Consider the following 13,978-nt stretch of genomic DNA (forward strand, 5'->3'; position numbering starts at 1 on the left):
GGGCTGGTCACGGCGCTTGTTTTAACCGACAGTGCACCACGAAGCCGCCGTTCGAGCGGTGCCCGCCCGGGAGGACCCATTCATGCGCATCACCCTTGCCTTTCTCGTCCCAACCATCCTGCTCGCCACGTCCTTCGTGGCCGAGGCGGCTCCGAATCCGGGAAAGGCGCGGGACTGCCGGGGCGAGATGGCCAAGATGGTCGCCATGGGCCTGATCCAGCACGCGGAGAAGACCGGCCCCGCCGCCATGACCATCACCACCGACCCGATCAAGTGGAAGGTTCTGCCCGCCGAAATGAAGCGCGCGGTCGGCACCACCATCGCCTGCGTGGTCACCGAGGGCGACGACCTCGACGCCGTCGGCTCCGAGATCACCTTCGTGGTCGGCGACGACAAGGCCGAAGTCGGCAAGCTCGTCGGCACCGACCTCGTGATCGACTGAGCGCCGGGGCGGCGTTTTTCCGCGCCGGTATCGTCCCCTCGACCGTCATCCCGGCGAACGCCGGGATCCAGCTGACGTCGAAATCCCCGTGCCGGTGCGGGTCCGCCCACTTGCGGTTGGGCCCCGGCTTCCGCCGGGGTGACGTCCTGGGGAAAAGGCGCGAATCACCACCATCCCGCCCCGCCTTCCGCCAAACCCACCCCCCTCATCCCCCCACCCGCGCCCCCGCCACGTACGTCGCCGCCACGGCGCGGTCGTCGCCCATGGTCATCAGCACGAACAGCTCCTCCTCCAGGTCCCCGTCCACCGCCTCCATGCGGTGCGCCATCGCCGGCGTCGCCCGCGCGTCAAGCACCACCAGGTCCGCGGTCAGCCCCGGCTCGATCCGCCCCACCGCCGCCTCCTCGCCGATCGCCGCCGCGTTCGCCCGTGTCATCTGGTCGAACGCCTGCAGCGCCGAGAGCGTCTGGCCGCGGAGCTGCATCACCTTGTAGGCCTCGCCCGCCGTTCGCAGCATGGAGTAGCTGGTCCCGCCGCCCACATCCGTCGCAAGGCCGATCCGCACCGGGTGCTCGCCGCGCTCCAGCCGGTCGTGGTCGAACAGGCCGGACCCGATGAAGAGGTTGGACGTCGGGCAGAACACCGCCACCGCCTCCGCTTCGCTCATGCGGGCGATCTCGTCGTCGCGCAGATGGATGGAGTGCCCCAGCAGCGTGCGCGGCCCGAGGAGCCCGTAGTGGTCGTAGACGTCCAGGTAACCCGCCCGGTCCGGATAGAGCTCCGCCGCGTAGGCGACCTCCTTGCGGTTCTCCGACATGTGGGTCTGGATCAGGCAGTCCGGGTTCTCCGCCGCGAGCGCCCCCGCCGCCTCCATCTGCGCCGGGCTCGACGTGATGGCGAAGCGCGGCGTCACCGCCACCCGCTGCCGGCCGCGCCGGTGCCAGGCGCGGATCAGCGCCGTGGTGTCCCGGTAGCCGCTCTCCGCCGTGTCGCAGAGCCCGTCCGGCGCGTTGCGGTCCATCATGGTCTTGCCGGCCACCATCAGCGTGTTCCGCCGCTCGCTCTCCGCGAAGAAGGCCTCCGCCGCGCCAAGGTGCGAGGAGCCGAACACCACCGCCGTCGTCGTCCCGTTGCGCAGGAGCTCGTCGAGGAAGAAGCGCGCCTTTTCCGCCGCGAACGCCGGGTCTGCGTAGCGCATCTCCGCCGGAAAGGTGTATTTCGCCAGCCACTCCAGGAGCTGCGTCCCGTAGGAGGAGATCACCTGGGTCTGCGGGAAGTGGATGTGCGTGTCGATCAGCCCCGGCAGGATCAGCCGGTCGCCGTGGTCCTCCACCACCGCGCCCGCGGTCCGGTGCGCGTCGATCGCGCCCGCGTCCGCCACCGCCGTCACCACACCGCCGTCGATCACCACGATGCCTTGCGGGTGATAGCGATAGCTGCCCGCGTCGCCCACGCCGGTCGGCCGCCGGGTGAAGCTCAGCACCTTGCCCTTGAGGATCAGCCGCCCCGCCGCCCGTCCGTCCATGAAGCCCCCCTCGCGCCGTTCCCTGCCGTCATAGCAGTGCGGCCGCCACCGGTCATCCGCCCGGCACCAGCGGCTGCGAAAGCGACAGAACGTCGCGAAAACCGCCGCCACCCCGCGCCATTCGCCGCCGCCGTCTCCGAATTCCTCCGAAAGCCCGGTCTCTTCAGAAACTTGGAAGCCCACTGCAGAAAATGTGCACGGACGGGATCTTCTCCGATCCGCGCCGCTCATGCACGGTGTGGCCTTGAGGAAAGCCGTCGAGGGACGAACCAACGCTCCCCTGCCGACCGGACCCGCCAGCCCGCGTCTTCCGACGCGGCACACCGGCAGGCTACCGTAAGGCGGACGGCGTCGGAAACGCTAAGAGAGAGCACCATCATGCTGAGCGACATCGAGATCGCCCGATCCACCACGCTGAAGCCGATCGCGGCGATCGCCGAGCGTCTCGGCATTCCGGACGAGGCCCTGATCCCCTACGGCCGGTCCATCGCCAAGATCGACCACGCCTTCATCAAGTCCGTGCAGGACCGTCCGCGCGGCAAGCTGGTGCTCGTCACCGCCATCACGCCCACCCCGGCGGGCGAGGGCAAGACCACCACCACCGTCGGCCTCGGCGACGCGCTCAACCGCATCGGCAAGCGCGCGGCCATCTGCCTGCGCGAGCCCTCGCTCGGCCCCTGCTTCGGCGTCAAGGGCGGCGCGGCCGGCGGCGGCTACAGCCAGGTGGTGCCGATGGAGGAGATCAACCTCCACTTCACCGGCGACTTCCACGCCATCACGTCGGCGCACAATCTCTTGAGCGCCATGCTGGACAACCACGTCTACTGGGGCAACCAGCCGAAGATCGACGGCCGCCGCCTCACCTGGCGCCGCGTCATCGACATGAACGACCGCATGCTGCGCAACCAGCTGAACGGCCTCGGCGGCACCACCAACGGCTTCCCGAAGGAGGACGGCTTCGACATCACCGTCGCCTCCGAGGTGATGGCCGTGTTCTGCCTGTCGAAGAACCTGGAGGACCTGGAGGCCCGCCTCTCCCGCATGGTGGTCGGCGAGGACGACAAGAAGGCCCTCCTCACCGCCGACGTGGTGCAGGCGCCGGGCGCCATGGCGGTGCTCCTGAAGGACGCCCTGCAGCCCAACCTCGTGCAGACCCTGGAGGGCAACCCGGCCTTCGTGCACGGCGGCCCGTTCGCCAACATCGCCCACGGCTGCAACTCGGTGATCGCTACCGAGACCGCCCTTCGCCTCGCCGACGTGGTGGTCACGGAGGCCGGCTTCGGCGCCGACCTCGGCGCGGAAAAGTTCATGGACATCAAGTGCCGCAAGACCGGCCTCGCGCCGGACGCCGCGGTCATCGTCGCCACCATCCGGGCGCTGAAGATGCACGGCGGTGTCGCCAAGGACGACCTCTCCAAGGAGAATCTCGCCGCGCTCGAAACCGGCTTCGCCAACCTCGCCCGCCACGTGGAGAACGTCGGCAAGTTCGGCGTCGAGGCCGTGGTCGGCATCAACCGCTTCGGCTCCGACACCGACGCCGAGGTGGAGCTCCTGAAGTCGCTTTGCGAGAAGATCGGCGTCACCTGCGTGCTCTGCACCCACTTCGCCGAGGGCGGCAAGGGCGCCGAGGCGCTCGCCCGCGAGGTGGTCGCCATCCTCGACCAGCCGCGCCGCGCGCCCTTCAAGACCCTCTACCCGGACGACATCCCGCTCCTCTCCAAGGTCGAGACCATCGCCCGCGAGATCTACCGCGCCGACGGCGTGGAAGCCGACCCGAAGGTCAAGGCCCGCTTCAAGCAGCTGGAAGCCGCCGGCTTCGGCCACTTCCCGGTCTGCATCGCCAAGACCCAGTCGTCCTTCTCCTCCGACGCCAGCGTCAAGAACGCGCCGACCGGCCACATCCTGCCGATCCGCGAGGTCCGGCTTTCCGCCGGCGCCGAGTTCATCGTGGTCATCTGCGGAGACATCATGACCATGCCGGGCCTGCCCAAGGTCCCCGCGGCGGTGAACATCCGCCTCGACGACGCGGGGCTCATCGTCGGCCTCAGCTGATCGCACCCATCCTCCCGCGACCGCCGCCCAACCCCGGACGGGCGGTGCCGCACGAAAAGGCCCGGTCCTCCCCCCGGGCCTTTTTTCGTGCCCGCCATCCCGCGCCGCCCGGTCGCCCCGCCCGCGGCCGACACACCGCCGCGCGGACGCGGGCGCGGTGGTAAAGCCGTGTACCCTGACAAAAAGGCCGAACCGATCGGTGCTTCGCCGCGTTGGCAGGAGAGCGGAGGGCGTCTCCGCCCGTCCGTTCCCCCGTCCCCATCGGGGGCTTTTCGGGGCGTCCCGCGAAGGCCGGACGGTCCGGTGCAAATCGGTCACGTCTTCACCAAGAACGAAGATGCTGCGGCCGCGAACGTGGTCTCGAAAATGCCTTTGTGCTACGTCTTCGATGGTTTTCCGAGGTGCATTCTTTCCCGTACGTTCGTGTCGGTGCCATGATTTCCCAGAAAGCCAAATACGCCTTCAAGGCGCTGCTGTCGTTGGCGGCGGCGCCACGCGGGCAGGCCATGCTGATCGAGGACATCGCCCGCCAGGCCGCCGTGCCGCGCAAGTTCCTGGAGCACATCCTCCTCAACCTGAAGCACGCCGGCGTCATTGCCAGCCGGCGCGGCCGGGGCGGTGGCTACGTGCTCCTCAAGGATCCGGCCGACATCACCATCGGCTCGGTGCTCCGGGTCATCGACGGCCCCATCGCGCCGCTCGGCTGCCTCTCCCGCTCCGCCTACCGGCCCTGCGCCGACTGCGTCGACGAGCAGGCCTGCGCCGTCCGCAAGATCTTCGGCGACATCTTCGCCGCCACCATCATCCTGATGGACGCCACCACCCTCGCCGACGCCGTCCGCCACGCCCGCTCCCACCACGCCGGCACCCCCGAAGGCCCCGAAACCCCCGCCGCCATCGTCCAGGCCTTCCTGGTCAACTGACTGGCGCGCTCGCTGGCCCGCGCTCCGGCACCCGCCGGTCGCCCGCCCTCCGGCACCCGCGTTCCGGCACCCGCGTACCGGCACCCGCCACGTCCCCGGCATTCCTCCTCCACCCCACCCCACCCGTCACCCCGGCGAAAGCCGGGGCCCAACCGACCGCACCCTCACCCGCGACGGCCCCAAGTCCCCACCCGTCGGCTGGATCCCGACGTTCGTCGGGATGACGATGGAGCGTGGTGCAAACGGCAACAAAGCGGCCCGGATCCCGTCCTCCGCCACCGACCGGATCCCGCCCCCCGGCACCCGCCACGTCCCCGGCATTCCTCCTCCACCCCACCCCACCCGTCACCCCGGCGAAAGCCGGGGCCCAACCGACCGCATCCTCACCCGCGACGGCACCAAGTCCCCACCCGTCGGCTGGATCCCGACGTTCGTCGGGATGACGATGGAGCGTGGTGCAAACGGCAACAAAGCGGCCCGGATCCCGTCCTCCGCCACCGACCGGATCCCGCCCCCCGGCACCCGCCACGTCCCCGGCATTCCTCCTCCACCCCACCCCACCCGTCACCCCGGCGAAAGCCGGGGCCCAACCGACCGCATCCTCACCCGCGACGGCCGCAAGCAAGTCCCCCACCATCGGCTGGATCCCGGCTTTCGCCGGGATGACGATCGAGCGTGGTGCATGCGGCAACACGGCGGTCCGGATCCCGCTCTCTTAACTCCGCGCAGCATCCACCCTCCCGCACCGGCCCTCCCGCACCCGCGTCCGAACCCCCACGCTCCGGCACCCGCGTGCGGACCACGCGTCCCGGCACCCGCCACGTCCCCGGCATTCCTCCTCCATCCACCCCACCCGTCACCCCGGCGAAAGCCGGGGCCCAACCGACCGCACCGTCAACCGCGACGGCCGCAAGCAAGTCCCCCACCGTCGGCTGGATCCCGGCGTTCGCCGGGATGACGATACGCGTGAGGCGAACGGCACCGTCACCCGCGCCGGCGGGATCCCCGCCGTCCGCTGGCCCATGGCCTCGTTCTGAAACGGAATCTGCATCCCCGCCGCGCGCGGAAATCCGGAGCGTCCGGCTGTAAGGCCAAAGCTAGGCTTCCGCATCCCCCGCCGCGTACGCGAAACCCGACACCCCGCCACCCCGCTCAGAGGTGGCGAAACCGCGCGAGCCGAGGGTCATTCGACGCGTAGATGTCGATCGGGGCACCGTCGAACACGATCCCGATCTCGCGCTCGGTGCGCCAGCGCACCACCGCGTGGCGGAGGGAATGGTCGCTCGGGTCGAACAGGTAGAAGGTGTCGGGGGTCTCGGCCACGTGGTCGCACTTCAGCCGGGCACCTTCGTCGGACACATCCCGGACCACGCAGTCGAACGTGTAGCGGAAATCGCCGAAGACGATCTTTCCACCTTTCAATGTGCGCTTGCGGAGGTTCGTTCTTCGATTGTCCATGCCACCGGCCCATCAGATGCATGGGAATCTATTCGTTGGATGTAAAGGAAGCGTGTGCCCCCCTGATCCGTTCCCCCGCCGCGGCTCGGGCAGCACGGCGGCCCGGGCAGCGCACACCCGCCCGTTGCCCACATCCGCCGCGTCGAGCGCCATCAGGTCCGTGCCAAAACCCAGCGCGTAGACGCGCGCGCCGTCAAGGAATCCGCTTTAGATCGCCGCTGAACCCCTCGCTCGCCGTCGCGCCCTGGAGCACGTTCAGCACCATGTCGGAGGAGCGGTTGTCCAGGAGGCGGTCGGCGTAGAGCTCCGCGTTGTCCCGCGCCCGATAGCCGAGCCGCTTGGCGTTGCTGTTGTCCCACCAGCCCCGTGTGTTGGCCGAAACGCCGTAGACCACTTCGTAGCAATAGTCCGCCGTCAGGGCCATCCGGATCAGCCGGCGGAAATCGTCCGGCGAGATCCAGGTCGAGAGCATCCGCTCGTCGGAAGGCTCGGGTGCGAGTGACCCCATGCGGATGCAGAGCGCCGAGATCCCGTGCTTGTAGGCATAGAGCGAGGCGATGGATTCCTGCAGCGCCCCCGCGACCCCGCGCCGGCTGTCCGGCCGTGGCAGCGACAGATGGTCGAGCACCGCGGAGCGGCGGTAGAGGCCCACCACCGCGTCCGGCGAGCATCCGATCACGCGGCGCACCCCGTTGATCCGGGCCGCCTCATAAATTGCCGAAATGGCGTTGATGGCGTTGGTCAGGTCGTTGCCTTGGTCCAAGGGCTTCCCGAGACCCGCCACCGAGATCACCACGTCGGCGCCCCGGCACATGTCGTCCATCTCGCGCGGGTCGCGGTAGTCCGATTGCTCGACCGTTTCCGTCGGGCCGACGGCGCTGACGATGTCGCGATCGACCGCGAGGACAGGGACCCCTAGGGCGCGAAGAACGTCGCGAACCAGAAGCCCGGCCGGATTCATAGCACCGAGCACCACGATCTTCTTCTTGTTGTCCATCGAACAGCCTCTTCTTGGCGCGGTTAAGGCCCGAGCATTTGCATTGTTCCTCCGTCACCCGCTGGCCGGATCGGAAGTGTCGCCATACTAGTTCAATTTTTTCCTTTGACGAATGAGTATTGGCCCGCTTTGGATTTGTAGCAGCGATCAAAACACGGCCTACGTAAACATAGAACGGTACCCGTCAAGTGAAACGATCGTAACCAGGAGCAATGCCGATCGCTCTGTAAGTTCTGCCTATCAAGGCACTTGATGCAATTGCCGATTCAACCTGTCTTGACTGCGCCCGCAGCGACGTCAGCCGTCGCAGATAGATGCGACCTGACGCATTTGCCTGATGATTGACCGAGATAAGGAGATGTAATTGTGTGCGTTGATCTGACGCACTTCCTTATCGCCGTAGGCCGTGTGCGCTGCACGCGCCTGCCAGAAACCCTGCCGGTGATTCGTCTGACAAATTGTCGCATCCGTGCGTGGCCGACGAGAATGGCCGCGTTGGAATTTACTTGACCAAATCACTCCAGTTTTGAACAGTGGCGTCATCCTTTGTCTGGGCCTTGAACCCTTTCGATCGGAGAGCCCCGTGAGATCGTCCACCTGCCCGCCCCGGCGCGGGACCCCGTCGCCTCGTCCCGTCGTTGCCGCTGGTCCAGCGGGGGAGGGCGCATGACCTCTCTCGTCCTTGCCACCGGACGCAACGATCCCGTCCTCGCCCGGCAGCCCGAGCGGCTGCTCGTGGAGGGCTATCGCCATTGGCTGAACGGCTATGCCACCGGCAGCATCGACTGCTGGGAGTTGGGCTGGTCGCTTTATGCCCGCGAACTCGGCCCGCGCGAAGCCCGCCGCCTCCTCGGCGATCTCTCCTGCTTCGTGCGCGACACCCGCGGCGCGGCGAGTCGGCCGCTCGCCTGCTTTCCTTATGGCTGCCAATGCCTGTGCCGCGACGAGTGCCTGGTGCTGTCGCTCGTCGCCGCGCACCAGAACGGGGACGCCGAAACGGCGCGGGCCGCCGCCGCCCACATCGCCGACGATCCGGCGGTGGAAATGGTGCAGGCCGCCGGCGCGGCCTTCGGGGCGGCGCTCCAGTCCGTGCACCAGCACCTGCTGCCGGTGCCCTTCTCGGTGCTCGATACCATCGCCCGTCATGCGCCCATGACGAAGTTCAACTGACCGGCCGGAGCGCCGGATCGCGTCGGCCCGCCCACCGGTCGGTAGGCGGTCCCGGCCAGGGGGTATCCACATGAAGACGTTGCGTTCCATTCTCCTTGCCGCCGCCGCCGTCACGGCCGGTGTCGCCGCGCTCGCCGGCCCGGCCCAAGCCGACGCCGACCCGAAGGCCGTGGTCACCACCTACGCGAACATCGCCGAGGCGGCCTTCGCGGACTCGCTCGCCACCGCCGAGGCGCTGAAGGCCGCCGTCGCCGCCCTCGTCGCGACGCCGACGCCCGAGACCCTCGCCGCCGCCCGCGCCGCCTATCTGGCTGCCCGCGTGCCGTACGTGCAGACGGAGGCGTTCCGCTTCGGCAACCCGGCCGTCGACGACTGGGAGGGCAAGGTCAACGCCTGGCCGCTCGACGAGGGCCTCATCGACTATGTGGACGCGGGCTACGGCACCGAATCCGACGCCAACGGCCTCTACACCCTCAACGTGATCGCCAACCCGACCGTCCGCATCGAGGGCATCGAGGTGGACGCCGCCGCCATCACGCCGACCCTTCTCGCCGACACCCTGCACGAGGCCTCCGGCGTGGAGGCGAACGTCGCCACCGGCTACCACGCCATCGAATTCCTGCTCTGGGGCCAGGATCTGAACGGCACCGGACCGGGCGCCGGCAACCGTCCCGCCAGCGACTACGACACCGCCAACTGCACCAATGGAAACTGCGACCGCCGCGCCGCCTACCTCACCGCCGCCGCCGACCTCCTCGTCACCGACCTCGCCGAGATGGTCGAGGCCTGGGGCCCGACCGGCGAGGCGCGCGCGCGCGTCCTGGAGGGCGACGGCAGCACCGGCCTTGCCGCCCTCTTCACCGGCATGGGCTCGCTCTCCTATGGCGAGCTTGCCGGCGAGCGCACCAAGCTCGGCCTCATGCTGCACGACCCGGAGGAGGAGCACGACTGCTTCTCCGACACCACCTACGCCTCGCACTACGGCGCCGTGGTCGGCATCCGCAACGTCTACCTCGGCAGCTACACCCGCGTGGACGGCTCCACGGTGACCGGCCCCTCCGCCGCCGACCTCGTCAAGGCCAAGGCCCCGGACGTCGACGCCGACCTGAAGGCCAAGCTGGACGCCACGCTCGCCGCCGCCACCGCCCTCAAGACCCGCGGCGAGACCGTGGAGGCCTACGACCAGATGATCGGCGAGGGCAACACGGAGGGCAACGCCGTGGTGCAGGGCCTCGTCGACGCCCTCGTCGCCCAGGTGCCCGCCATCGAGCGCGCCGTCACCACCCTCGGCCTCTCGTCGATCGCCTTCGAGGGCTCCGACAGCCTGGACAACCCGACCGCGGTCTTCCAATAAGCCGCAGCGCCGCCGCCCACCGTCCGCCCGATCCCCGGATCCGGCGGACGGTCCGGCCCGTAGACCTCCGACGGGCGGCGGCCTCCCGCCGCGCCCGCAAGGACAGGACCATGGACGCACGGCGTTTCCCGGCGATCATCCTCGGCACGGTGCTGGCCACCGCCGCCGCCCTCGTCGCGCCGCCCGTCCTCTCGACCCTCGCCGTCCCCGCCCACGCGACCGGCACCCTCGCCCCCGCCGCGCCGGACGCCGCCGACCCGCTCCCCCACCGCACCGACCTCTCTGCGAAGGACCGCGCCCGCGTCGCCCGCGTCCTCGCCCCGCCCTCCGACCCATCCGTCCTGGAGCCCTTCGAGCCCATGCCGGGCGGCGGCGCCACCACCCGCATTCGCCGCGGCCCGGAGTCCTTCCGCCAGCCCGCCGGAACCCTCGCCACCGACGACCTGCAGACCTTCGGCCTCGGCAACGCGCTCTTCCGCAAGCTCTGGGTGGCCGCCCCGTCCTCCACCCAGGCCTCCGACGGCCTCGGCCCCCTCTACAACGCGCGCGCCTGCGACGGCTGCCACATCAACGACGGCCGCGGCCGGTCGGCCGGCGGGGAGGGCTTCATCCTCCGCCTCGCCACCCTGTCGCCCGACGGCGCCGCCGCCCCTCATCCGCTCTACGGCGCCCAGCTCCAGGACCGCGCCGCGCCCGGCCTTCCCCGCGAGGGCGCCGTCGCCGTTACCTGGACCGAGGAACCCGTCACCCTCGCCGACGGCACCGTCGTCTCCCTCCGCCGCCCCACGTACGCGGTCGCCGAGCCCGGCTACGGCCCGCCCGATCCGCCCCTCGTCGTCTCGCCCCGCGTCGCCCCGCCCATGATCGGCCTCGGCCTCCTGGAGGCCATCCACGAGGGTGACATCCTCGCTGGCGCCGACCCGGACGACGCGAACGGCGACGGCATCTCCGGCCGACCCAACTTTGTGCCCGACCCGGCCGGCGGCGGCCCCGTCCTCGGCCGCTTCGGCTGGAAGGCCGGCGCGCCCACCTTGTCGGCGCAGACCGCCCAGGCCTTCGCCGCCGACATGGGCCTCTCCACCACCCTCCACCCCGCCCCCGCCGGCGACTGCACGGCCGCCCAGCCCGATTGCCTCGCCCGGCCGCACGGCGTGCAGCCCCGCCTCGGCCCGGTGGAGATCCCCGACCCGGTGCTCGACCTCGTCACCTTCTACGCCCGCACCGTCGCCGCCCCCGTGCGCGAGACGGCGACCGAGCCGTCGGTGCTCGCCGGCAAGGCCGTCTTCCACGCCGTCGGCTGCGCCGCCTGCCACACCCCGAAGTTCGTCACCCGCCGCGACGCCGCCCTGCCGGCGCTCGCCTTCCAACTGGTCTGGCCCTACAGCGATCTCCTCCTCCACGACATGGGCGAGGCGCTCGCCGACGCCCTGCCCGAGGGGGACGCCACCGGCCGGGAGTGGCGCACCGCCCCGCTCTGGGGTCTCGGCCACACGCAAGCGGTGTCCGGCCGGGTCGAACTCCTTCATGATGGCCGCGCCCGGTCCGTGCTGGAGGCCATCCTCTGGCACGGCGGCGAGGCGGCCCCGGCGCGCGACCGGGTCGTCGCGCTTTCCACCCCCGACCGGGAGGCGCTCCTCGCCTTCCTGGCCTCGCTCTGACCCCCGTCGCCGGCGCGCCCCGCCGCCTTGAGGAAATCACCTCATGACCTCGTCCCGCCGCATCGCCGTCTCCTGTCGCCGTCGCGCGCTTGCGGTGATTTCGTCAGCCCTCATCCTCTTCCCACCGCTGGCGACCGCTCAGGAAACCGACACCCCGCCCGCCGCCGCTCTCACCGAGGCCGACTACGCCGCCCTCGTCGCCCGCATCGTCGACGAACACGTCCTCCCCACGGTCGATCGCCTCAAGGCCCGCGCCGCCACCCTCTCCGCCGCCCTGGACGCCGCCTGCGCGGCCCCGTCCCCGGCGACCCTCAGCACCGCCCGCGCCGCCTTCGCCGAAACCGTCATCGCCCTTGCCGCCCTGGAGCCGCTGCGCTTCGGTCCCCTGGTGGAGGAGAACCGGTACGAGCGGCTCGCCTTCTGGCCGGACCCCCGCGGCCTCGGCCTTCGCCAGGTGCAGGCGCTGCTCGCCGCCGAGGACGAGGCCGCGCTCGCGCCCGGCGCGCTCGCAACCAAGTCGGTCGCCGTCCAGGGTCTCACGGCGCTGGAATTCGTGCTCCACGGCACCGGCAGCGAGGCCCTTTTGGCACCCGCCGACGCCCCGTCGGCTACGTCGCGCGACAAACCGGCTACATCGCCCCCGACCCCGGCTACAAACCCGGCTACAGCCACGACATCGTCGCCCCCGTCGTCCTACCGCTGCCGCTACGGCGCGGCGTTGGCAGACAATGTGTCCGCCCTCGCCGCCGCCGTCGGCACCGGCTGGCGCACCGGCAGCGGCCGTCTCTTCTTCGAGCCCGGCCCCGACAATCCACTCTTCCTCACCCATCAGGAGGCCGCCGGCGAGATCATCGCCGGCATGGCCACCGCGCTCGAAGTCCTGAGCGACCAGAAGATCAAGACCATCCTTGCCGAAAGTCCCGAGCGCGCGCGCCCGAAGCTTGCGCCCTTCTGGCGAAGCGGTCAGACCTTCCCCGCCATGACGGCCACGTTGCAGTCGATCGCGGAGGAAACACAGCGTCTCGGCATCGCGGCGAACGTCGCCGACGACAGCCGCTGGCTCGCCAACGCCATCGCGCTCGAACTCCGGTCCGCCACCGCCGCCGTCCAGTCCTTGCCGGCCGAGAGTGTGGAAACGGCCTACACGGACCAGACCTTCCGCGCCAGGCTCGACTATATCCGCATCGCGGCGTCCAGCCTGAAGGCCACCATCGGCCAGGAACTCTCGTCGTCTCTTGGTCTTGAACAGGGCTTCAACAGCCTGGATGGAGACTGACCATGTCGATCATCGACCGCCGGGCCTTCCTGCACTTCGCCGCCGGCACCTTTGCTGCCCCGATACTCGGCACCAGCGCCCTCTACGCCGCCGAACCGTCCGCCGTCCTCTTCGCCGCCTGCGTGAAACTGCCGGACGACAGCTATGCCGTTGCGATCCTGGAAGAATCCGGCGCTGTCCGGTCTCTCAGGCCGCTGCCGGACCGGGGACATGATGTAGCCTACAACCCGAAAAACCGCCTCTGCGTCGCCTTCGCGAGGCGTCCCGGCACGTTCGCGGTGGTGTTCGACGTCGACAGCAACGCCGAGCCGATCGTCTTGGCAAGCGCGCCGGGTCGGCACTTCTATGGCCACGGCGTCTTTTCCGCCGACGGATCTCTTCTTTACACGACGGAAAACGACTTCACATCAGGTCACGGTGTTGTCGGCCTTTATGATGTTCGCAACGGTTTCCGCCGTCTCGGCGAAATGCCCGCCGGCGGTGTCGGCTCGCACGAACTCGTCTTTCTGCCGGACGGCCGCACCCTCGCGGTCGCCAACGGCGGCCTCGACACCCACCCGGATTTCGGCCGCGTCGACCTCAACGTCGCCGACATGGCGCCGTCGCTGACCCTCATCGACGTCCGCGACCAGCGCGTCCTCGACGTCACCGAACTCGACGCGTCCCTCCGCCAGCTCTCCATCCGCCATCTCGCCGTGGACCGGGAGGGCGCCGTCTGGTTCGGCGGCCAGTACGAGGGCGACCCCACCGAACGGCCGCCGCTCGTCGGCCGGGTCCGCCCCGGCGCCGGCGTCGACCTCTTCGCCCTGCCGGACGCGGTCCAACCGCGGGCGAAGAACTATGTGGGGTCGGTCGCCGCCTCGGCGGACGGCGCCGTCATGGCCTTCTCGGCCCCGCGCGGCAACCTGCTGTTTGCCTTCGAAGCCGGCAGCGCCCGCTACATCGGCGAAGCCGCCTTCCGCGACGGCTGCGGCCTCGCCCCCGCCCCCGAAAGCGGCCTCCTCGCCACCGCCGGCACCGGCCGCGTGGCAACCCTCGCCCCCGCCGACAACGGCCTCGCCCTCACGCCGATCGCCACCGATCGCGTGCAGTTCGACAACCATTTGAACAGGTTGGCCTGAAG

The 13,978-nt window shown here is 70.1% G+C and carries 11 protein-coding genes; 8 read left to right on the top strand and 3 right to left on the bottom strand.

All coding sequences use genetic code 11. The features are described 5' to 3' along the window. The first annotated feature begins 82 nt into the window (after positions 1-82). On the top strand, positions 83-442 hold the full coding sequence (locus BUQ68_RS20215; RefSeq protein WP_075217836.1) for a hypothetical protein: 360 nt from the start codon (positions 83-85) through the stop codon (positions 440-442). A 205-nt stretch (positions 443-647) separates the two neighbouring features. Here BUQ68_RS20215 and guaD read toward each other — a convergent pair whose 3' ends face one another. After that, positions 648-1,967 carry a guanine deaminase gene (guaD, locus tag BUQ68_RS20220; protein ID WP_075217837.1) on the bottom strand — a complete coding sequence of 440 codons (1,320 nt, stop codon included), beginning with the start codon at positions 1,965-1,967 and terminating at the stop codon, positions 648-650. 378 nt (positions 1,968-2,345) lie between these two features. Here guaD and BUQ68_RS20225 point away from each other — a divergent pair, with 378 nt between their 5' ends. Both BUQ68_RS20225 and BUQ68_RS20230 read left to right on the top strand, forming a co-directional pair. Next, the gene (locus tag BUQ68_RS20225; RefSeq protein ID WP_075217838.1) at positions 2,346-4,019 is read left to right on the top strand and encodes a formate--tetrahydrofolate ligase; all 1,674 of its coding nucleotides are present in this window, start codon (positions 2,346-2,348) and stop codon (positions 4,017-4,019) included. A gap of 434 nt (positions 4,020-4,453) precedes the next feature. Beyond that, on the top strand, positions 4,454-4,942 hold the full coding sequence (locus BUQ68_RS20230) for an RrF2 family transcriptional regulator (protein ID WP_075217839.1): 489 nt from the start codon (positions 4,454-4,456) through the stop codon (positions 4,940-4,942). A gap of 1,152 nt (positions 4,943-6,094) precedes the next feature. Here BUQ68_RS20230 and BUQ68_RS20245 read toward each other — a convergent pair. Beyond that, entirely contained in the window at positions 6,095-6,400 is a 306-nt protein-coding gene (locus BUQ68_RS20245) for a hypothetical protein (RefSeq protein WP_075217842.1), read from the bottom strand. Between the two features lie 193 nt (positions 6,401-6,593). After that, positions 6,594-7,397, bottom strand: coding sequence for an NAD-dependent epimerase/dehydratase family protein (locus BUQ68_RS20250; protein WP_075217843.1), 804 nt, complete (start codon positions 7,395-7,397; stop codon positions 6,594-6,596). 666 nt (positions 7,398-8,063) lie between these two features. On the opposite strand from BUQ68_RS20250, the gene BUQ68_RS20255 reads away from it, so the two are divergent. The 5 genes from BUQ68_RS20255 to BUQ68_RS20275 all read left to right on the top strand — a co-directional run bounded on the left by BUQ68_RS20255 (position 8,064) and on the right by BUQ68_RS20275 (position 13,976). Beyond that, the gene (locus BUQ68_RS20255) at positions 8,064-8,567 is read left to right on the top strand and encodes a hypothetical protein (protein ID WP_075217844.1); all 504 of its coding nucleotides are present in this window, start codon (positions 8,064-8,066) and stop codon (positions 8,565-8,567) included. 70 nt (positions 8,568-8,637) lie between these two features. Continuing rightward, entirely contained in the window at positions 8,638-9,921 is a 1,284-nt protein-coding gene (locus BUQ68_RS20260) for an imelysin family protein (RefSeq protein WP_075217845.1), read from the top strand. Between the two features lie 110 nt (positions 9,922-10,031). Beyond that, positions 10,032-11,579 carry a di-heme oxidoreductase family protein gene (locus tag BUQ68_RS20265; RefSeq protein WP_083656752.1) on the top strand — a complete coding sequence of 516 codons (1,548 nt, stop codon included), beginning with the start codon at positions 10,032-10,034 and terminating at the stop codon, positions 11,577-11,579. Between the two features lie 43 nt (positions 11,580-11,622). After that, positions 11,623-12,855, top strand: coding sequence for an imelysin family protein (locus tag BUQ68_RS20270; RefSeq protein WP_075217846.1), 1,233 nt, complete (start codon positions 11,623-11,625; stop codon positions 12,853-12,855). A gap of 2 nt (positions 12,856-12,857) precedes the next feature. Continuing rightward, a complete protein-coding gene (locus BUQ68_RS20275; protein ID WP_075217847.1) occupies positions 12,858-13,976 on the top strand; it encodes a DUF1513 domain-containing protein in 1,119 nt (372 codons plus the stop codon). The last annotated feature ends 2 nt before the right edge of the window (positions 13,977-13,978 follow it).

The organism is Mongoliimonas terrestris, from assembly GCF_001927285.1.
Lineage (GTDB): Bacteria > Pseudomonadota > Alphaproteobacteria > Rhizobiales > Pleomorphomonadaceae > Chthonobacter > Chthonobacter terrestris.

Coding starts and splice junctions, on each gene's coding strand:
- BUQ68_RS20215 (WP_075217836.1), top strand. CDS start 83: ATGCGCATCACCCTTGCCTTTCTCGTCCCAACCATCCTGCTCGCCACG.
- guaD (WP_075217837.1), bottom strand. CDS start 1,967: ATGGACGGACGGGCGGCGGGGCGGCTGATCCTCAAGGGCAAGGTGCTG.
- BUQ68_RS20225 (WP_075217838.1), top strand. CDS start 2,346: ATGCTGAGCGACATCGAGATCGCCCGATCCACCACGCTGAAGCCGATC.
- BUQ68_RS20230 (WP_075217839.1), top strand. CDS start 4,454: ATGATTTCCCAGAAAGCCAAATACGCCTTCAAGGCGCTGCTGTCGTTG.
- BUQ68_RS20245 (WP_075217842.1), bottom strand. CDS start 6,400: ATGGACAATCGAAGAACGAACCTCCGCAAGCGCACATTGAAAGGTGGA.
- BUQ68_RS20250 (WP_075217843.1), bottom strand. CDS start 7,397: ATGGACAACAAGAAGAAGATCGTGGTGCTCGGTGCTATGAATCCGGCC.
- BUQ68_RS20255 (WP_075217844.1), top strand. CDS start 8,064: ATGACCTCTCTCGTCCTTGCCACCGGACGCAACGATCCCGTCCTCGCC.
- BUQ68_RS20260 (WP_075217845.1), top strand. CDS start 8,638: ATGAAGACGTTGCGTTCCATTCTCCTTGCCGCCGCCGCCGTCACGGCC.
- BUQ68_RS20265 (WP_083656752.1), top strand. CDS start 10,032: ATGGACGCACGGCGTTTCCCGGCGATCATCCTCGGCACGGTGCTGGCC.
- BUQ68_RS20270 (WP_075217846.1), top strand. CDS start 11,623: ATGACCTCGTCCCGCCGCATCGCCGTCTCCTGTCGCCGTCGCGCGCTT.
- BUQ68_RS20275 (WP_075217847.1), top strand. CDS start 12,858: ATGTCGATCATCGACCGCCGGGCCTTCCTGCACTTCGCCGCCGGCACC.